Origin of the sequence: Achromobacter sp. Marseille-Q4954, assembly GCF_943737025.1 — a bacterium.
GTDB classification, from domain to species: Bacteria; Pseudomonadota; Gammaproteobacteria; order Burkholderiales; family Burkholderiaceae_B; genus Achromobacter; species Achromobacter bronchisepticus_A.
On sequence record NZ_CALSFQ010000001.1, the window covers coordinates 3,011,771 to 3,030,451 of the forward strand.

Consider the following 18,681-nt stretch of genomic DNA (forward strand, 5'->3'; position numbering starts at 1 on the left):
TTGGGGGCATGCTTATCTCACACCTTTCCCGCCATGTACACAACGGGGCAAAGGGATGAATGGGTAACAGGGTGCTTGGATTGGTCGCAAATTCGCCTGCGTGGGGGGCATGTCCACGGGGGAAGCCTGCAGCGGTTTCAGGGGCGTGTAAGGCCTTGGCGATTCTTGACTTTCCGCACTCTTGCGCAGGGTTCGGGTTTGTTCGATCATGACCGGGCCGGCGATTGGGCCGGCGGATCGTGCGGCCCGCCTTTGCGACTGAGTCCAGGCGCGCGGGCGCCAAGGGAGGAATCCATGCTTTCCCGTACCAGCCAGTTGGCCTCGGCCTTTCTGTTGACCGCTTGTTTCGCCGGCGCAGCCCTTGCCCAGACGCCCGCAGCTCCCGCCACCGCCAAGACGCCTACGCCGCAGCAGCAGCGCATGGCCGACTGCAACAAGTCCGCCGAAGGCAAGAAGGGCGATGACCGCAAGGCCTACATGAGCAGCTGCCTGAAGGGCGAAACCGCCGCGCCCGCCAAGGAACTCACGCCGCAGCAGCAGAAGATGAAGGACTGCAACGCCAAGGCCACCTCGCAGCAACTGACCGGCGACAAGCGCAAGACCTTCATGAGCACCTGCCTGAAAGGCTAGCGCCGACGCAACACGGCATGTCGCGAAGAAAAATCGCCAGCCCCTGAAACGGGCTGGCGATTTTTTTGGCATGAGGCGCCTCTCAGCCGCCGGAACGTCCCGGCCCCTGCAAGCGCCCCAGCACGCTTTCCAGCGCCAGCCCGACCGCCAGCACCTTGCGGTCCTCGCCTGGCAGCCCGTCGACTTCCAATCCCACCGGCAGTCCGTCCGCTGACAGGCCGGCGGGCACGCTCAGTCCCGGCAGGCCGGCGTTGCTGCCCGGATCGACATTGCGCGCCAGGCGGCCGAAGCTCTCGAAGCTGCTGGCTTCGGGCGTGGCGGCCAGCGGCGGGATCGGCACCGTGGGAAACAGCAGGCCGTCCAGCGCATGGTCCTGGAATGCGCGGCGGTACACGCCGATGAGCTCGTCGCGGTGCGTCGCCATGGCGCGTTCATAAAGCGGCTGCAGCGGCAGCGCCTCGCCCGTGGGCAGGGGCAGCACGCCAGGCACGATCAGGCCGTCGAAAATCCCTTTGACGTCCGGGCTGGAGATCTGGGCCACCACCTGTTCGAAGCTGAGGCCGGTGCCGTAGCGGCTGAGATAGTCCGTCAGGTCGCCCTTCTGCTCGTACAGGCAGACCGGCATGCCGACTGCGGCGTTGCTGGCTTCCAGGCCCGGCATGTCCAGTTCGACCAGTTGCACGCCGGCCGCGCGCAGCTTGGCCAGCGCGGCATCCATGACGGCCTGCACCTGCGGGTCCAGGTCCTTCCAGAAGTAGTCGCACAGGCCCAGGCGCATGCCGGCAGGCGGCAGGGCGGACAAGGGCTGGCGGTCGCCCGTCAGCACCGCGTCCAGCAGCACGATGTCGTCCATGCTGTTGGCGATGGGTCCAGGCGTGTCGCGGGTGTGCGAGATCGGCGTGATGCCGGCGCCGTCGTAGCGGCCCACCGACGGGCGAAAGCCCACCGCGCCGTTCACCGCCGCAGGCAGGCGCACCGAGGCGCCCGTGTCCGTGCCCAGCGCGGCCGGCGTCAGGCGTGCGCCCACCGCCGCGCCGCTGCCCGAGGACGAGCCGCCGGCGATCAGGCGCGCGTCATAGGCGTTGCGGGTGCCCTCGCCGTGCGCGCCGGGAAAGGCGGTGTTGTAGCCCGACACGCCAAAGGCCAGTTCGTGCATATTGGTCTTGCCCACGATGACGGCGCCCGCCTCGCGCAGGCGGCGCACCACCGGCGCGTCCTCGGCCGGACGGAAATGCTTCAAGGCCGGCGTGCCGGCCGTGTTGGGCAGGCCGGCAACGTGGATGTTGTCCTTGATGGCGATGGGCACGCCGGCCAGCGGCTGCGCGGCCTGGTCCGCCTGGCCGCGGGCGGCATCCCGGGCGCGGGCCTGGGCCAGCGCGCCTGCGCGGTCCACGGTGATGAAGGCGTTGAGATCGGCGCGCGCCTCGATGCGGTCCAGGCAGGCCTGGGTCAGCGCAACGCTGGTGAGGCGGCCCTGCCGGATAAGGGCCGCGGCCTCGGTGACGGTCAGGTCCGCAGGGGACGCGGCGGGCAATGGCTGTTTGGACGTATCGGACATGACGCTTCCTTACCTGTGCGGGATTCTGTCGAACCCGTACCTATACAGGGGGAAGCGGGCGCTGTCGAGCAGGTCCCGCCGCCGCGCCAGGAATCAGCCCGGCTTCCTCACCACGATGGTCGCCGTGTCGCTGGTGAAGGAAGCGTCGTCCTGCACGTCGAAGTGCGCGCGCACCACGTCCGGCGCGATGCCGAACATATGGCGCAGGGCCGCCACCAGCGTGTCCGGCGTGCGCATGCGCACGACCCAGGACTGGAACTCCAGCGGCAGGCGGCGCGGCGTCAGGCCCTGCAGGGTGAAGCCGGCCTCGGTCAGCATGCGGGTCCACTCGGCGACCGAGTAGTCGCGCACGTGCGAGGTGTCTCGCAGCACTTCGATGGTCTGCAGCCAGGTATCCAGCAGCGGTTCGCCCGGCGACACCACATCGGCGAACACGGCGATGCCGCCCGGCTTCAGCACCCGGAAGGCTTCGCGCAGGCCGCGCCCGGCGTCCTGCCAGTGGTGGGTGGAATAGCGCGACATCACCAGGTCGAACTCGCCGTCGCCGAAGGGCAGGTACTCCGCCTTGCCCTGGCGGGTGGCCAGATTGGCCAGCCCGCGCTTGGCGGCCTCGCCGGCGACCACGTCCAGCATCTGCTGCGACAGGTCGTAGGCGGTGACGTGTTTGACTTGCGGCGCCACGTGAAAGCTCACGTGGCCGCCGCCACAGCCCAGGTCCAGCAGCCGGGCTTCGGGATGCTGCGCGGCGATGTCGGCCATCTGCAGCAGGTCTTCACCCTGGGCGTGTACGGCGCTGGTCAGATAGGCGGTCGCGCGCGGGCTGAATTGGCGGTCGACGGCGGCGTCATGGGTACTGGCGGTCATGGGAATCCTTGGGTGGCTGGGGCCGGTACGGGGGTGGAAAGCAGGTGGAAGCGGCGGCCCAGGCGCTAAGATAGGCGGCTGTCCATACACGTACAAGTCCATTGCTCATCCTGGTATGACTACTTCCCCCCAGGCCGGCGCCGCCGGCCACGAAGGCTCCCCCCTGCGCCGCCAGGCGCTGGGCGAATTCGTGCGCAGCGCCCGCTCCCGCATCACGCCCCAGATGGCCGGCCTGCCCGAAGGCATGCGCCGCCGCACCCCCGGATTGCGGCGCGAGGAAGTGGCCCAGCTTTGCGGCATCAGCGTCACCTGGTACACCTGGATCGAGCAGGGGCGGGAAGTGTCGGTATCGCCTTCGGTCTGGTCGCGCATCGCGGGCGTGCTGCAACTGGCCCGCGCCGAACGCGCCTATCTGTTCGACTTGGCCGACTGCGCCGATCCGCAGCACGGCCGCGACGACGCCGGCGCGCCAGGTCCCTTGCAGGAATGCGTGAACGCGATCAACGCCCCGGCCTACGTGCTGGACCGGGCCTGGAACGTGCTGGCCTACAACGAGCCCCTGCGCGACCTGTTCGACAACTGGCCGGCGCGCGATGCCGAACCGAATCTGCTGCGCTACATCTTCCTGGACCCCGCCGCGCGCGAACTGGTGGTGGATTGGGACCAGCGCGCCCGCCGCGTGGTGGCGGAATTCCGCGCCGACGCCGGCGCGCACCTGGACGAGCCGGCCGTGCTGGCGCTCCTGGACAACCTGAACCGGCAAAGCCCGGTGTTCGCCCACTGGTGGACGCGCCATGCGGTGGTCGAGCGTGAAGGCGGCCTGCGCGAATTCCAGCATCCGGGCCGCGGCAAGCTGGCCTACCAGCAGATCACGTTCCGGCTGGCGACGCATCCGGACCTGAAGCTGGTGATGTTGTTGGGCGGGGGCGCACAGCCCTGAAAGATCAGCCCTTGAACAGGCTGTCCTGCATCCCGGCGTCGACCAGCCCCTGCAGCAGTTTCTTCACCGGCGCCGGCAGCGCAATCGACGGCAGTTCGTCCGCCGGCACCCAGCGTTCCGGCCTTGCGGACTCGCGCAGCCCTGTCGCGCGCACCGGCACCAGCCAGGGCCGGATGTGCAGGCGGTAGTGCGTGAAGGTGTGGGCGAAGGCCGCCAGCTCGAAGCGCTGTTCGGGCTCCAGGCCCAGCGCGCGGGAAGCGCTGTCGGGGTCTTGCGACACGTCGAATTCGGGCAGGCTCCACAGTCCGCCCCAGATGCCGGGCTCGGGCCGCTGCTGCAGCAGGAAGGCGCCCTGATGCCGCAGGACCAGCATACAGGTCTCGCGTTCGGGGATCGCCTTGCGCGCCTTGGGCGTGGGCAGTTCGGCCTGGCGGCCTTCGCGTTTGGCCACGCAGCTGTCCGCCACGGGGCAGGCCTCGCAGGCAGGCTTGCCGCGCGTGCATAGCGTGGCGCCCAGGTCCATCAGTCCCTGCGTGTAGGCGGCCATGTCCAGGCCGGGCGCGGCTTCGACCTGCGCATCTGCCAGCGCCCACAGCTTCTGTTCGACTTCACGCTTGGTCGGGTCCCCGGCGATGCCGAAGTGCCGCGTGAACACGCGCTTGACGTTGCCGTCCAGGATGGGCGAGCGCTCGCCGTAGGCGAACGCGGCGATGGCGGCGGCGGTGGAGCGGCCGATACCCGGCAGCGTGGCGATGGCTTGCGCCGTGGGCGGGAAACGTCCGCCCCAGTCGCGCGCGATTTCTTGCGCGCAGCGGTGCAGGTTGCGGGCGCGGGCGTAGTAGCCCAGTCCGGCCCAGTAGGGCATTACGTCTTCCTGCGCGGCCGCCGCCAGCGCGGCCACGTCCGGAAAGCGCTGCAGGAAGCGTTCGTAATAGGGGATGACCGTCGCCACCTGCGTCTGCTGCAGCATGATCTCGGAAAGCCAGATGCGGTAGGGATCCCGGGTGTTTTGCCAGGGGAGATCGTGGCGGCCGTGACGGCGCTGCCAGTCGACGATACGAGGGGCGAAGTCCATGGCGGCAATTATCGCATCGCCCTATTGCCCGGGGTGGGGCTAGCGGTTACAAACAATGGAAACAGAAGCGCGCCAGCGCCCGCAATTCACGTCCCTTGCTCGCCCGCGTGCGCTTCAAGAGGGTGTCGCGCGTCGCCGGCCGGGGTTCCTGGATCCCTTGGAGTCGACATGAACGCTCCTGCTTCGCCTGCCTTGCGTGCCGCGCTTGAATCCGTCCAGCTGGACGACAAGTACACCCTGGAGTCCGGGCGCGCCTGGATGAGCGGCATCCATGCCCTGGTCCGCCTGCCCATGATGCAACGCGTGCGCGATGCGCGCGCCGGCCTGAATACGGCGGGCTTCGTGTCTGGTTATCGCGGTTCTCCGCTGGGCGGCGTGGACCAGAACATGTGGAAGGCGGCCAAGTACCTGAAGGCCCATCACGTCGAGTTCCAGCCCGGCATCAACGAAGACCTGGCCGCCACCGCGGTGTGGGGCTCGCAGCAGGTCAACCTGTTCCCGGGCGCCAAGTACGACGGCGTGTTCGGCATGTGGTACGGCAAGGGGCCCGGCGTGGACCGCTGCGGCGACGTCTTCAAGCACGCCAACGCCGCCGGCACCTCGCGCCATGGCGGCGTGCTGGTGGTGGCGGGCGACGACCACCCCGCCAAGTCCTCGACCCTGCCGCACCAGAGCGACCACATCCTCAAGGCCTGCATGATCCCTGCGCTGTTTCCGTCCAGCGTGCAGGAAGTGCTGGACTACGGCCTGCATGGCTGGGCGATGAGCCGCTACGCGGGCGTCTGGGTGGGCATGAAGTGCATCACCGATATCGTCGAAGTCTCGGCTTCCGTGGACGTGGCTCCCCATCGCGTGGAGATACTGCTGCCGCAGGACTTCCTGCTGCCGGCCGACGGCCTGAACATCAGGCTGCCCGACACGCCGCTGCAGCAGGAGGCCCGCCTGCTGGACTACAAGCTCTATGCCGCGCTGGCCTATGCCCGCGCCAACAAGCTCAACCGCGAACTCTGGCATGTGCCGCAGCGCGATGCGCGCTTCGGCATCATGACCTCGGGCAAGGCATATCTGGACACGCGCCAGGCGCTGTCCGACCTGGGGCTGTCCGAGACCGTATGCCAGCGCATCGGCCTGCGGCTGTTCAAGGTCGGCATGGTCTGGCCGCTGGAGTCCACCGGCATGCAGCATTTCGCCGAAGGCCTGGACGAGATCCTGGTGGTCGAGGAAAAGCGCCAGGTGCTGGAGTACCAGCTGAAGGAAGAACTGTTCAGCTGGATCGGCAGCGGCAAGAAGATTCCGCGCGTGGTCGGCAAGTTCGACGACAAGGACGGCGGCGAATGGTCGGTGCCGCAAGGCAACTGGCTGCTGCCGGCGCATTATGAGTTCTCGCCCGCCATGGTCGCGCGCGCCATCGCCGCGCGCCTGTTGCGCTTCGAACTGCCCGAGGACGTGCGCGCCGGCATCGAGGCGCGCCTGGCTTTCATCAGCGGCCGCGAACAGGCGCTGGCGCGCCCGCGCGTGGTCGAAGAGCGCAAGCCCTGGTTCTGTTCGGGCTGTCCGCACAACACCTCGACCCGCCTGCCGGAAGGCTCGCGCGGGATGGCAGGCATAGGCTGCCACTACATGGTCCGCTGGATGGACCGCAGCACCGATGTCTTTACGCAGATGGGCGGCGAGGGCGTGCCCTGGGTGGGCCAGGCCCCGTTCACCGAGGAAAAACACGTGTTCGCCAACCTGGGCGACGGCACCTACTTCCATTCGGGCTTGCTGGCCATACGCGCGGCGGTGGCGGCCAAGGTGCCCATCACCTACAAGATCCTGTTCAACGACGCGGTGGCGATGACGGGCGGGCAACCGGTGGACGGACCCTTGAGCGTGCCCATGATCAGCAGCCAGGTGGCGGCCGAGGGCATCGAGAAAATCATCGTCGTCACCGACGATCCCGACAAGTACAAGCATGTCGAGGGGTTGGCGCCCGGCGTGCCGGTACGGCACCGCGACGAGCTCGACGCGGTCATGCGCGAATTGCGCGAGCATCCCGCGGTATCGGTGCTGATCTATGACCAGACCTGCGCCACCGAGAAGCGGCGCCGCCGCAAGCGCAATGCCTACCCGGACCCGGCCCGCCGCGTGCTCATCAACGAACGCGTGTGCGAAGGTTGCGGCGATTGTTCACAGAAATCGCACTGCCTGTCGGTGGAACCCCTGGACACCGAGTTCGGCCGCAAGCGCACGATCAACCAGTCCAGCTGCAACAAGGATTTCTCCTGTCTGAAGGGCTTTTGCCCCAGCTTCGTGACGGTGGAAGGCGGCAAGCTCAAGAAGCCGGGCGCGCTGGCGCAGGACGGCGCCATCGATGACGACGTGCCGCAGCCGGCAGCGCGCGAATTGCATCAGCCCTACGGCGTCTTCATCGCCGGCGTGGGCGGCACCGGCGTGGTCACCATAGGCCAGCTGCTGGGCATGGCCGCGCACCTGGAAGGCAAGGGCTGTTCGGTGCTGGACATGGCGGGCCTGGCGCAGAAGGGCGGCGCGGTGTACTCGCACGTGGTGCTGGCGCAGACGCCGGACCGCCTGCTGAATACGCGGGTCGCCATGGGCGAGGCCGACCTGCTGCTGGCAGGCGACCTGGTGGTGGCCACCAGCGCCGAATCCATGGCGCGGGTGAATCCCGACCGCACCCGCGTGCTGCTCAACAGCGACACCGCGCCGACCGCGTCCTTCGTCAGCAATCCGGACTGGACGCTGCCGGGCGCCAACCTGACCGCCGACCTGGCGTCCGCCTGCGGCAAGGAGCACCTGGCCACTGTCGATGCCGCCGCATTGGCCCTGGGCCTGCTGGGCGATGCGATCTACTCCAATCCGCTGATGATGGGCTACGCCTACCAGAAGGGCTGGATCCCGCTGTCGCAGCAGGCGCTCTTGCGCGCCATCGAACTGAACGGCCAGCAGGTGCCGAACAACCTCGCCGCCTTCGCCTGGGGCCGCCGCGCCGCGCATGACCTGGCGGACGTGAAGCGCCTGATCGCCAACGGCGGCGCGCCGTCGCGGCCGGAGGGCATCATCGAACTCAAGCGTCCGCGCGCCGACAAGCCTGTGTTGGAACTGAAGAAGCCGACGGGCGAGCTGGAGCGGGTGGTGGCGGTGCGCAAGGCGTTCCTGACCGACTACCAGAACCAGGCTTACGCCCTGCAATACACCGAACTGGTGGACAAGGTGGCGCGCGCCGAGCGCGAGGCCACGGGCACCAACCGGCTGGCGCTGGCGGTGGCGCGCTACTACTTCAAGCTGATGGCCTACAAGGACGAATACGAAGTCGCGCGGCTGTATTCGGACGGCGAGTTCCTCAAGCGGGTGCAAGCGCAGTTCGAAGGCGACTGGAAGCTGCGTTTCCACCTGGCGCCGCCGCTGTTCGCGCGGCGCGACAAGGACGGCCACCTGATCAAGCGCAGCTATGGCCCGGGGATGTTGCGCGTGTTCCGGGTGCTGGCGCGGATGCGCAGATTGCGCGGCACGAGACTGGACCCGTTTGGCTACACGGCCGAGCGCCGCGCCGAACGCGAACTGATCCGCGAGTACCGGGAGACGATCACGGCGATCCTGTCGAAGCTGAATCGCGGGAACCTGGACCGTGCAGTGGCGCTGGCGAGTTTGCCCGAGGACATCCGGGGGTATGGCCACGTGAAGGAGGCCGCGATGGAGAGCGTGGCTGCGCGCAGGGAGGCGTTGCTGAAGGACTTCAGTGCGACGGTGGTTTCCATTGGAGGAGCGCGGGTGGCCTGAGTCATTCCATCCCCGTCACTCCATCACCCGCCGCGTCTCGCGCGGCAGTTCCCCGAAGCGTTCCCGGTAATACTCCGAGAACCTCCCCAGATGTCCGAACCCCACGCCCAGCGCCACTTCCGTGACGCTGGCGCCTGCCTGCGTGCGCAACCGGTTTCTGGCTTCGTCCAGCCGCAGCGCCCGCAGCGCGTTCATGGGCGTGGTGTTGCGGTGTTCCTGGAACAGGCGCGTCAGCGCGCTGGCGCTGGCGCCGGCATGGCGGGCAATGTCCGCCAGGGTCAGCGGGGCGGCGAGGTGGTCGCGCATATAGGATTCCGCCGCGCTCAGGCGGCGCGGGACGGCGGGGGCGATGCCGGCATGCGCCTGCCAGCTGTTGGGCTGGTTGTAGAGCAGGTGCAGCACCAGCGTGTCTTCCAGGTGCTCCAGCCAGGCCGCGGGCGGGCGGGGAGCGCCGTCATCCAGGGTGGGCAGCAGGTGGATCAGGCTTTCGACCATGCTGCGCCAGACGGCGCCGACCGGGTTGTCCAGGCGCAGGGCGGGGCTGAAGTCCAGCGGCCGGGTGGCGGCCTCGCCGAAGGCGCGCAGCCCGATGGCTTCGAGCTTGCCGCGAGGGATCTTGAGCAGCAGCTGTTCGCAGCCGGCTTCCCAATGCAGTTTCAGCGGGCGGTTGGGGGCGATGACGGCGGCGCAATCGGGGTCGGCGTCGACGCGGTCGTTGCCGCATTCGATACAGGCGCGGCCGCTCAGGGGGACCTGGACCAGCATGAAGTCCTGCAGGCGGTCGGGTTCGATGTGGACTTCGGCGCCGTAGCGCAACGTACAGACCGTCAGCGAACCGAAGCGGCCCCGGTTCAGCTCGGCATCGACGCGGCCGCCTTTCCAGGTGAGACGGTGCTCTTTCAGGGCTTCGGAGACGAGGGTGCGCGTCTCGTCCTGCTGGGTGGAGCTGAAGACGCGCCGCTTGAACAGGGGCGCAAGCGTGAGTCGGGACCAGCCGTGCATGGATGCCTCCGGGACGGGAACGCTCCCGTGTCATTGGCGAGGGTACTTTAAACGTCAAGGACTTGGAATTAAGTGATTCCCGGATAAGGCTGACGGAATCCGGATAGAGCGGCTCCCTGGGGCAGCCTAATCTAGCCGGCAGGCCCTTCGCGTGTTGGTTGGAGGGCGCCGCCGCGGCGCGTAAGCTGGCGGCGTTGTTCGGCAGCATGCGTTAACCGACGGCAGACGGGTTCTGTCAACTTTCCGCCGGCCAGGCCGGGCGGGAAAAACGGGGTGGCTCATGAATCAAAAGCTATGGAGCCGGCGCGCGCTGGCTGCGCTGGTGTGCATGACGGCGGCGGCGAGCGCCGTGGCGGCGGACAAGGTCAAGGTCGGCTTGCTGACCACGTTGTCGGGGCCGGGCGCGGCGCTGGGCAACGAGATCCGCGATGGCTTCAATCTGGCGCTGCAGCATACCGGCGGCAAGCTGGGCGGACTACCGGCCGAAGTGGTGGTGGCGGACGACCAGCAGAAGGCGGACACCGGCCGCCAGGCGGTGGAGCGGCTGTTGAAGCGCGACCGCGTGAACGTCATGACGGGCATTGTGTTCTCGAACGTGCTGCTGCCGGTGATGCCGGCCATCCTGCAATCGGGGACCATCTACCTCAGCACCAATACGGGCCCCGAGAACTATGCGGGCGCGGGCTGTAATCCGAATTTCTTCGCGGTGGCTTGGCAGAACGAGGACATCCCGGCCGCGATGGGCAAGTACGCCACCGACCAGGGCTACAAGAGCGTGGCGCTGATCGCGCCGGACTATCCGGGCGGGCGCGAATCGCTCAACGGCTTCAAGCGCCTGTACAAGGGCGGCCTGTCCGAAGAGATCTACACCCAGCTCGGGCAGCTGGACTATGGAGTGGAGATCACGCGCCTGCGCGCCAGCAAGCCGGACGCGGTGTTCTTCTTCCTGCCCGGCGGCATGGGCGTGAACTTCATCAAGCAGTTCAACGGCGCCGGCCTGTCCAAGGAGATCGCGCTGCTGGCGCCGGGCTTCTCGGGCGACGAGGACACCATCGCGGCGGTGGGCGCGCCCATCGAGGGCATGCGCAATACCTCGCAGTGGGCATCGGACCTGGACAACCCGGCCAACCGCAAGTTCGTCGAGGATTTCCGGAAGACCTACAACCGCAGCCCCACGCTGTATGCCTCGCAGGGCTATGACGCGGCCATGCTGCTGGATAGCGCGGTGCGCCAGACCGGCGGCAAGCTGGAGGCGGATGCGCTGCGTCCGGCGCTGAGGCGCGCGGATTTCAAGTCGGTGCGCGGCGATTTCAAATTCAACCGCAACCAGTATCCGGTGCAGAACTATTACCTGCGCATCGTCGAGGCGGGGGCGGGGGGCAAGTTGTCCAATAAGCTGTCGGGCACGGTGCTGACCCAGTACCAGGACCCTTTCGCCGCAGCCTGCCAGATGAAGTAGGGCGGACATCCGCAACAAGGAGATACGTATGACCCAGAACATCACGACGCGCGAAGTGACGGTGGCCTCGCATGACGGCAAGTCCTTCGGCGCCTATCTGGCCGTGCCGGCGTCCGGGCACGGCCCGGGCCTGGTGCTGTGCCAGGAGATCTTCGGCGTGAACGACTTCATGCGCCGCGCGGCGCAGCTGCTGGCCGAGGAAGGTTATGTGGTGCTGGTGCCGGACCTGTTCTGGCGTCAGCAGCCGGGCATCCAGCTGACCGACGGCCCGGCCGACATGCCGCGCGCCTTCGAGCTCTACCAGAAATTCGACGTGGAGCTGGGCCTGAAGGACATCGCTTCCACCATCGCCGCGCTGCGCGGGCTGTCCGAGCAGCAGGGCGGAGTCGGCGTGCTGGGCTATTGCCTGGGCGGAAAATTGGCCTACCTGGCCGCCTGCCGCACCGACGTGGATGTGGCCATCGGCTACTACGGCGTGGGTATCGAGAACAGCCTGGACGAAGCGTCGCAACTGCGCGGCCGCCTGGTGCTGCACATCGCCGAGCAGGACGGCTTCTGTCCGCCCGAGGCGCGCCAGCGCATCCTGGAGGCGCTGGGCAACAAGCCCGGGGTGCAGATCTACGTCTATCCGGGCATGGACCATGCGTTCGCACGCACGGGCGGCGACCATTACGACAAGCCGTCGGCGCTGATGGCACACCAGCGCAGCATGGCGGCCTTGCAGCGCGCCATCGGGCCGGAATTCGACTATTCGTACCTTTGGGACAAGCATTGCGAGTACGAATTCGGCACGCGCGACGTGGCGGCCACGATGGCCACCATGGTGGCCGAACCCTACGTGAACCACATCCCCACCATGACCGGCGGCGTGGGCCACAAGGAACTGAGCCGCTTCTACCAGCACCACTTCGTCAACAGCAATCCGCCCGACACGCGCCTGGTGCCGCTGTCGCGCACGGTGGGCGCCACGCAGATCGTGGACGAGCTGCTGTTCTGCTTTACGCACACCACCGAGATCGACTGGCTGTTGCCGGGCGTGAAGCCCACTGGCAAGTATGTGGAGATTCCGCTGATCGCCATCGTCAAGTTCCGCGGCGACAAGCTTTATCACGAGCACATCTATTGGGACCAGGCCAGCGTGCTGGTGCAGGTGGGCCTGCTGGACCCCAAGGGCCTGCCCGTGGCCGGCCGCGAGACCGCCGCCAAGCTGCTGGACGAGACCCTGCCGTCGAACACGTTGATGGCGCGCTGGAAAGAAAGCGAGAACAAGTAGGAGCCGGACATGTCATACACCGAAGAGCAATTGGCCGCGATGGTGCGCGGCGACAGCGTGCACCGCGGCGTCTACACCGACCCCGCCATCTTCGACCTGGAGATGCAGCGGATCTATGGCCGCGCCTGGATCTACGTGGGGCATGAAAGCCAGGTGCCCAAGACGGGCGATTACCACACCACGCGCCTGGGCGACCAGGACGTGTTGATGGTGCGCGCCACCGACGGCCGCGTGCACGTGCTGTACAACCGCTGCCCGCACAAGGGCGCCAAGGTGGTGGCCGACGGCGAGGGCTGTGTCGGCAAGTTCTTCCGCTGCCCTTACCACGCCTGGACCTTCAAGCTGGACGGCAGCCATCTGGGCGTGCCGTTGAAGCAGGGGCTGGAGGGTACGGCCTACGATCCCGCCGATCCGTCCTTCTCGATGCGCCGGGTGGCGCGCGTGGAAAGCTATCGCGGCTTCGTGTTCGCCAGCCAGGCCAAGGACGGCCCGGCGCTGGAAGACTTCCTGGGCGGCGTGCGCTCGTCGATCGACAACCTCTGCGACCGTTCGCCGGTGGGCGAGGTGGAAGTGGCCGGCGGCATCTTCCGCGTCATGCAGCGTTCGAACTGGAAGGTGTTCTACGAGAACCTGCACGACACCATGCATGCCCGCGTCACGCATGAATCGTCATATGCCGCGGCCCGCGACGAGGCCAAGGAAATGGGCGAGATGCCGCTGGAGCTGCACATCATGGACGGCAACGGCGAACCCTACGAATTCTGGGAAAAGCTGGAGCTGCGCGCCTATCCCAACGGCCACGGCTACATGGAAGGCATCTTCAATCCGGGCGCGGCCGAGCGCGACCCGGTGTCGCGCGCGCATTTCGAAACCCTGACCGCCGCTTACGGCGAGACGCGCGCGCGCGAGATCCTGGGCATGAACCGCCACAACACGGTGATCTACGGCAGCGGCTCGCCCCACACGGTGTTCCAGCAGTTCCGCGTGATCCGCCCCATCGCCGTGGACCGCACCATGATCGAGATCCAGACCTTCCGCTGCAAGGGAGCGCCGGACGGGGTGTTCAAGCGCGCCATGCTGTACGCCAACGTCATCAACTCGCCTTCGTCCAACGTCATGCCGGACGACATCGAACTCTACAACCGCTGCCAGGAAGGCAATGCCACACGCGGCGGCGAATGGGTCAGCATGCACCGCTACCACGGCAGCGACCGCAGCGATAGCGAAGGCCTGGTGTCGGTCAACGGCACCAGCGAACTGCCCATGCGCAACCAGTTCGACGCCTGGAAGACCTATATGGAAGCCGGCCCCGCTGCCACGGAAGCCGCCGCCACCGGAGACCGCTCATGCTGCTAGACCTTGATTTCGACGTGAGCACGGCAGGCCTGTCGCCGGCCGAGGTGCCGGCCGACGCCTACCACCGCATCGCGCAGTTCCTGTATCGCGAGGCTCGTCTGCTGGACGAGCGCCGCTACGACGACTGGCAGGCGCTGTGGACCGCCGACGGCATGTACTGGATGCCGCGCGTGCCGGGCCAGCAAAGTCCGTATGACCACATCTCGCTGTTCTGGGAAGACCGCATGCTGCGCGACGTGCGCATCCGCCGGCTGGAGCATCCGCGCAACTGGTCGCAGCAGCCGCCCACGCGCAGCGCGCGGCTGGTGGGCGCGGTGGAGATCGAGGGCGTGGACGCGGGCGGCAACCTGGTGGTGCATTCCACCTTCCAGATGACCGAATGGCGCAAGCGCCAGCCGCGTCAGCTGGCGGGCCGCTATACCCACAAGCTGGCCGCCGAGGGCGATAGCTGGCGCATCCGCATGAAGCGGGTGGATCTGGTCAATTGCGACGACGTGCACGACGTGTTCGAGGTGTTCGTGTGACCACGACCGATGCCGCGGTGCTGGCGCTGCACTTCCAGAACGACGTGCTGCATCCCGAGGGCAAGATCCGTGTCGGCCTGGATGCGGACAGCGGGGCGCGCCAGCGCCTGCTGGACAATGCGGCGGCCCTGCTGGCGGGCGCGCGGGCGCATGACCTGCCCATCGTGCACGTGCGCATCGCGTTCCGGCCGGACTACGCCGACCTGATGGCCAATTGCCCCATCTTCCGCAACGTGGCCGCCATCGGCGCGGTGCCGGAGGGGCAGTGGGGCAGCGCCTTTTACGAGGGGCTGCAGCCGCTGGCGGGCAGCGCGCGCGAGTTCGTGGTCAAGCACACCCGCATCAGCGCCTTCTACGGCACGCCGCTGGAAGAGACGCTGCGGCTCTTGGGCGCGCGCCGGCTGGTGGTGGCGGGCGTCGCCACGCATTCGGTGGTGGAGGGCACGGTGCGCCATGCGGCCGACATCGGTTTCGAAGTCATGGTGGCGCAGGACGCCTGCGCGTCCGCCGACCCGGCGGTGCATGACGCGTCGCTGGCCAGCATGCGCCTGATTGCGCAAACCGGGCCGGTGGCGGAAGCTGTGCGCTGGGCCGCCGCGCCTCATTGATCAAGGATTCATCATGGACTTCACAGGCTTTCCCGGGCTGGCCGGCAAGACCGCCATCGTCACCGGCAGCACCCAGGGATTGGGCGCGGACATCGCGCGCGGCCTGGCCGCGGCCGGCGTCAACGTGGTGCTGGTCGGGCGCAATGCCGAGGCCGGCCGCAAGCTCGAAAATGAGCTGGACGGCCGCGCGCTGTACTGCGAAACCGACATCGGGCAGGACGACCAGATACAGCGCTGCATCGACGCCGCCGTGGCGCGCTTCGGGCGGTTGGATATCCTGGTCAACAACGCCTGCCAGTACGCGGACCGGGGCCTGGCCTCGTCGCGCGCGGAATGGCACAGCACGCTGGACACCAATCTGGTGTCCGCGGCCATCTTCACGCAAATGGCTGCGCCGCTGCTGCCGCGCGGCGGCGTGGTGGTGAACATGGGCAGCACGGGCGGCAAGTTCGGCGCGGCAGGGCGCGCGCTTTATCCGGCGTCCAAGGCGGCGCTGCTGCAGATCACCAAGAACTTCGCGGTGGAACTGGCGCCGGCTGGCGTACGCGTGCTGGCGGTGTCGCCCGCCTGGACCTGGTCGCCGTCGGTGGAACAGTTGTCGGGCGGTTCGCGTCCGGCGGCGGACGCGGTGGGAGCGCATTTCCATCCGCTGGGGCGGGTCGGCTCGGGCGAGGAGATCGCCGCGGCCGTGTGCTTCGCTTGCTCCGACGCGGCTTCGTGGATGACGGGGGTGGACATACCCGTGGACGGCGGCTTTTCCATCCTGGGGCCGGACCGCGGCATTTCGCCGCGCGCCTGGTTCAAGGAGCTGGCGCCCTGAAGGCGCCAGCTGGCGGCGTCAGCGGATGACGATCTGCCCTTCTTCGACGGCGGCCTTGCCGCCGATCTGATCTTCCAGGAATTCCTGCACCTTGTTGCCCACCTGAATCGTCGCGCCGCCGCAGAAGCGGCGCGCGGCCTGGATGGTGGCGCTGGCCAGGGGCTGCAGGTCCAGCACCAGCTGGGCCTCCTCCGCGTCCAGCGCCAGCAGGTCCTGGCTGAGCTTGACGTGGGTGTTGCGGGCGCGGTCGGCGACGTCGCCCGGGGCGCGCTGAGGATTGGCCTTCAGGAACATCAGCAGTTGTTCCAGCTTGGATTTTTCCTCGTGCATCTTCTGGCGCTTGCGCGCCAATGCCGAGCGCTTGATGTCGGCGTGCGGATCCAGGCCGGCCTGCACCAGCGTCGGGATACCCGAGGGCGAGCCGATGGTGCCGGCGCGCACCGCCTGCATGGCGCGGGTCTGGCCGCCGGTGATGGCGCTTTGCTGGGTGTTGGGCGGGCCGACGTTGACGCTGCCGCCGGCCGCGATGCTGCTCTGGCGGACTTCGCGCTCCACGTCTACGTCCTTGCCTGCACTGATGACCGCGTTCTCGATGAACTTGGCGCGCAGCGCGCCGCCACAGACGACGCGCGCGGTGCGTGCGGCGGCGGTGGCGTCTTGCAGGGCTTCGGCCAGGCCGATGACGCCGCCCTTGACCGTCACGTTGCCGCCGGCCTCGACCAGCGCGGCTTCCATGGTGCCGTTGACCATCACGTCGCCCGTCACGTGGACTTCCATGGTGGCGGCGATGTCGCCGCGTACCAGCAGCGAGCCTTCGAAATGGATATTGCCGGTACTCAGGTTGACGGCGTCGACCTCGACCAGGGGATTGACCTGCACGCCGTGGCTGACCAGGGTGGGCGTGCCGGCGATGGTGGCGCGCAGCAGCAGCGGATCTTCCGGGTCGACGGCGGCGCCGGACAGGTCGCTGGCGAACGGCGTGTCAGGCAGCTCGTCGGGCAGGATCGGTTCGCCCAGCACGGTGCTGCCGTCGACGCCGGGCAGGGGCGGCGTGCGCCGCATCAGCGGCATGCCGGGCGTGACCAGCAACAGGCTGCCCAGGTCGCGGTAGTCCACCTGGGCCAGTTCGTCGATGTCCTGGCCGCGGGGCTTGAGACGGTCCAGCAGGCTTTCGAAGCGCGTCGGGGTGCCGCGGGTGGGCGGCGTGCCGCGGGCGATCTGCGTGGTTTCGCGGCGGCCTTGCGTGACGGTGTCGATCAGCTCCTGTTCCAGGATGCCGTGGACGATGCCGCGCTCGGCCAGCACCTGGCGCACGGCTTCCAGCGTGACGGGCTTGCCCCCCTTGGGCGGGAGCAGGGTCAGCAGGGCGGACATGCGCTCGGCGTCCAGTTCCAGTTCCAGCGAACCGTCGACGACCTGGCCAACCGGGGCCCGCACGGGTTCGTTGGCGTGGCGGCACAGGTCGATGAAGGTCAGGACGGCCTGGCTGTCCAGCGCTTCGGCGCCCCAGCCCTGAGCGACGGCCACCGTCGCCAGCGTGTCCCAGCTGGGCAGGTCGGCATTGGCTTGGGGGCCTGGTTCGTCGTCGTCCGCGACCGCGACGCTGGCCTCGGCCTCGAGGGCGGCCGCCCCGTCCGTCTCGGCTGGCGAGGGGGACGCCAGGGCGGAATCCGCTGCATCGGGACGTGCGGGCGGCGTGTAGACCGCCGTCAGGACGTTGGTCGTGGCGTCCAGCGTCAGCTGGAGCGTGTTTTCTGCGTCCATCTTGCCTCTCCAGCCTGGTGTTTCTGTCAGGTGAAATTATTTAGTAATTATAGGAAATATTAAGTCATATTCTAGCGTAAGCGCCATGGGCTACTGGAAAGTAGGCAGGGAAAATTCCACCGCATGCCCTAGTTCTGCCCCTGTTTGCTCCTGGGACGGCGACCGTTCGGCCAGGACTAGGGCGTCGGTACTAGCGACAAATGGGCGTTGCCGCAGCAGCATAGGAGCTCGATTACACGTCTTCGGACGCCGCCGGAGCCCACCCATGCACCGCCATCCCCGTTCTGTCCTGCCGGCCCTGCGCGCCCTCGCGGCGCGCGCCGCGGGCATGGCGGCGCTGGCAGCCCTGGCGGCCGGCATTCTGGCGCTGGCGCCCGCCGGCTCCGCCCAGGCGGCCGACATCTACCGCTACAAGGATCCCTACGGCGTGTGGCGTTCCATGAAGGTGCCCACGGGCTACGCCAAGTATTACAAGCGGGCGCAGGCCAGGACTGCCTGGCGCGGCAGCGGCATGAAGGTCTGCCTGGAATGCGAGCCCAAGTCCGGCGATGGCGCACGCCTGGTGACGCTGGCCTCCGCGTCGCGCGCGCAGCGCTGGGGAGACCTGAAGGTACCGCAGGCGCATGACGGGCTGATTGCCCGGGCAGCCCGGGAGTCGGGCGTGGATCAGGCCTTGCTGACTGCCGTGATCGCGATCGAATCGGGCTTTCGCAGCGACGCCCGCTCCCCCAAGGGGGCGCTGGGCTTGATGCAGCTGATGCCCGCCACCGCGGCGCCGTTGTTGTCGGTGACGGACGTGGAGACGGCGCTGGTGGATCCGGCGACCAATGTGAACGCGGGGTCGCGCCATCTGCGCCGGCTGATCGACCAGTATCCCGGTCGCCTGGATCTGGCGCTGGCGGCCTATAACGCGGGGGAAGGAGCGGTGCGCAAATACGACGCCGTGCCGCCCTATGCGGAAACCCAGGCGTACGTGCGGGATGTGACCGCCTTGTACGAGCACTACAAGGCGCCTTGAAGGGGAGCGG

General features: G+C 68.0%; 15 protein-coding genes. 10 read left to right on the plus strand and 5 right to left on the minus strand.

The window, feature by feature from the left end; all coding sequences use genetic code 11:
* The first annotated feature begins 294 nt into the window (after positions 1 to 294).
* Entirely contained in the window at positions 295 to 630 is a 336-nt protein-coding gene (locus NGK62_RS14190; protein WP_059377545.1) for a PsiF family protein, read from the plus strand.
* 82 nt (positions 631 to 712) lie between these two features.
* On the opposite strand, the gene iaaH is transcribed toward NGK62_RS14190, so the two are convergent.
* Positions 713 to 2,188, minus strand: a complete 1,476-nt coding sequence (gene iaaH, locus NGK62_RS14195) for an indoleacetamide hydrolase (protein WP_251878780.1) — start codon at positions 2,186 to 2,188, stop codon at positions 713 to 715.
* Positions 2,189 to 2,281: 93 nt separating this feature from the next.
* Positions 2,282 to 3,052: a class I SAM-dependent methyltransferase gene (locus NGK62_RS14200; RefSeq protein WP_251878782.1), complete on the minus strand. Its 771-nt coding sequence runs from the start codon at positions 3,050 to 3,052 to the stop codon at positions 2,282 to 2,284.
* Positions 3,053 to 3,167: 115 nt separating this feature from the next.
* Between NGK62_RS14200 and NGK62_RS14205 the strand changes: the two genes are divergently transcribed.
* Positions 3,168 to 3,992 carry a helix-turn-helix transcriptional regulator gene (locus NGK62_RS14205; protein ID WP_118933633.1) on the plus strand — a complete coding sequence of 275 codons (825 nt, stop codon included), beginning with the start codon at positions 3,168 to 3,170 and terminating at the stop codon, positions 3,990 to 3,992.
* A gap of 4 nt (positions 3,993 to 3,996) precedes the next feature.
* Here NGK62_RS14205 and mutY read toward each other — a convergent pair whose 3' ends face one another.
* Positions 3,997 to 5,067 carry an A/G-specific adenine glycosylase gene (gene mutY, locus NGK62_RS14210; protein WP_251878784.1) on the minus strand — a complete coding sequence of 357 codons (1,071 nt, stop codon included), beginning with the start codon at positions 5,065 to 5,067 and terminating at the stop codon, positions 3,997 to 3,999.
* A 168-nt stretch (positions 5,068 to 5,235) separates the two neighbouring features.
* Between mutY and NGK62_RS14215 the strand changes: the two genes are divergently transcribed.
* Positions 5,236 to 8,847, plus strand: coding sequence for an indolepyruvate ferredoxin oxidoreductase family protein (locus tag NGK62_RS14215; protein WP_251878786.1), 3,612 nt, complete (start codon positions 5,236 to 5,238; stop codon positions 8,845 to 8,847).
* 15 nt (positions 8,848 to 8,862) lie between these two features.
* On the opposite strand, the gene NGK62_RS14220 is transcribed toward NGK62_RS14215, so the two are convergent.
* Positions 8,863 to 9,849, minus strand: a complete 987-nt coding sequence (locus NGK62_RS14220; protein WP_251878788.1) for an AraC family transcriptional regulator — start codon at positions 9,847 to 9,849, stop codon at positions 8,863 to 8,865.
* A gap of 280 nt (positions 9,850 to 10,129) precedes the next feature.
* On the opposite strand from NGK62_RS14220, the gene NGK62_RS14225 reads away from it, so the two are divergent.
* The 6 genes from NGK62_RS14225 to NGK62_RS14250 are packed head-to-tail and all read left to right on the plus strand — an operon-like array spanning position 10,130 to position 15,889.
* Positions 10,130 to 11,308 (plus strand): ABC transporter substrate-binding protein, encoded by a 1,179-nt coding sequence (locus NGK62_RS14225; protein ID WP_059377565.1) that lies wholly within the window; start codon positions 10,130 to 10,132, stop codon positions 11,306 to 11,308.
* 28 nt (positions 11,309 to 11,336) lie between these two features.
* The gene (locus NGK62_RS14230; protein WP_059377568.1) at positions 11,337 to 12,581 is read left to right on the plus strand and encodes a dienelactone hydrolase family protein; all 1,245 of its coding nucleotides are present in this window, start codon (positions 11,337 to 11,339) and stop codon (positions 12,579 to 12,581) included.
* Positions 12,582 to 12,590: 9 nt separating this feature from the next.
* Complete coding sequence (locus tag NGK62_RS14235; protein ID WP_059377569.1) at positions 12,591 to 13,937, plus strand: aromatic ring-hydroxylating dioxygenase subunit alpha; 1,347 nt, start codon at positions 12,591 to 12,593, stop codon at positions 13,935 to 13,937.
* Positions 13,928 to 14,461: an aromatic-ring-hydroxylating dioxygenase subunit beta gene (locus NGK62_RS14240; RefSeq protein WP_251878790.1), complete on the plus strand. Its 534-nt coding sequence runs from the start codon at positions 13,928 to 13,930 to the stop codon at positions 14,459 to 14,461. The genes NGK62_RS14235 and NGK62_RS14240 overlap by 10 nt, the downstream gene beginning before the upstream one ends.
* On the plus strand, positions 14,458 to 15,069 hold the full coding sequence (locus NGK62_RS14245; protein WP_059377573.1) for a cysteine hydrolase family protein: 612 nt from the start codon (positions 14,458 to 14,460) through the stop codon (positions 15,067 to 15,069). Before NGK62_RS14240 ends, NGK62_RS14245 begins: the two co-directional genes overlap by 4 nt.
* 13 nt (positions 15,070 to 15,082) lie before the next feature.
* Positions 15,083 to 15,889, plus strand: coding sequence for an SDR family oxidoreductase (locus NGK62_RS14250; RefSeq protein ID WP_118933638.1), 807 nt, complete (start codon positions 15,083 to 15,085; stop codon positions 15,887 to 15,889).
* 18 nt (positions 15,890 to 15,907) lie between these two features.
* On the opposite strand, the gene NGK62_RS14255 is transcribed toward NGK62_RS14250, so the two are convergent.
* Entirely contained in the window at positions 15,908 to 17,653 is a 1,746-nt protein-coding gene (locus NGK62_RS14255) for a flagellar assembly protein A (protein ID WP_251878792.1), read from the minus strand.
* A 265-nt stretch (positions 17,654 to 17,918) separates the two neighbouring features.
* Here NGK62_RS14255 and NGK62_RS14260 point away from each other — a divergent pair, with 265 nt between their 5' ends.
* Positions 17,919 to 18,671: a lytic transglycosylase domain-containing protein gene (locus NGK62_RS14260; protein ID WP_118933640.1), complete on the plus strand. Its 753-nt coding sequence runs from the start codon at positions 17,919 to 17,921 to the stop codon at positions 18,669 to 18,671.
* Positions 18,672 to 18,681: the final 10 nt, after the last annotated feature.

Bases quoted from the DNA above. Each gene is read 5' to 3' on its own strand.
- NGK62_RS14190 (WP_059377545.1), top strand. From the start codon at position 295: ATGCTTTCCCGTACCAGCCAGTTGGCCTCGGCCTTTCTGTTGACCGCT.
- iaaH (WP_251878780.1), bottom strand. From the start codon at position 2,188: ATGTCCGATACGTCCAAACAGCCATTGCCCGCCGCGTCCCCTGCGGAC.
- NGK62_RS14200 (WP_251878782.1), bottom strand. From the start codon at position 3,052: ATGACCGCCAGTACCCATGACGCCGCCGTCGACCGCCAATTCAGCCCG.
- NGK62_RS14205 (WP_118933633.1), top strand. From the start codon at position 3,168: ATGACTACTTCCCCCCAGGCCGGCGCCGCCGGCCACGAAGGCTCCCCC.
- mutY (WP_251878784.1), bottom strand. From the start codon at position 5,067: ATGGACTTCGCCCCTCGTATCGTCGACTGGCAGCGCCGTCACGGCCGC.
- NGK62_RS14215 (WP_251878786.1), top strand. From the start codon at position 5,236: ATGAACGCTCCTGCTTCGCCTGCCTTGCGTGCCGCGCTTGAATCCGTC.
- NGK62_RS14220 (WP_251878788.1), bottom strand. From the start codon at position 9,849: ATGCACGGCTGGTCCCGACTCACGCTTGCGCCCCTGTTCAAGCGGCGC.
- NGK62_RS14225 (WP_059377565.1), top strand. From the start codon at position 10,130: ATGAATCAAAAGCTATGGAGCCGGCGCGCGCTGGCTGCGCTGGTGTGC.
- NGK62_RS14230 (WP_059377568.1), top strand. From the start codon at position 11,337: ATGACCCAGAACATCACGACGCGCGAAGTGACGGTGGCCTCGCATGAC.
- NGK62_RS14235 (WP_059377569.1), top strand. From the start codon at position 12,591: ATGTCATACACCGAAGAGCAATTGGCCGCGATGGTGCGCGGCGACAGC.
- NGK62_RS14240 (WP_251878790.1), top strand. From the start codon at position 13,928: ATGCTGCTAGACCTTGATTTCGACGTGAGCACGGCAGGCCTGTCGCCG.
- NGK62_RS14250 (WP_118933638.1), top strand. From the start codon at position 15,083: ATGGACTTCACAGGCTTTCCCGGGCTGGCCGGCAAGACCGCCATCGTC.
- NGK62_RS14255 (WP_251878792.1), bottom strand. From the start codon at position 17,653: ATGGACGCAGAAAACACGCTCCAGCTGACGCTGGACGCCACGACCAAC.
- NGK62_RS14260 (WP_118933640.1), top strand. From the start codon at position 17,919: ATGCACCGCCATCCCCGTTCTGTCCTGCCGGCCCTGCGCGCCCTCGCG.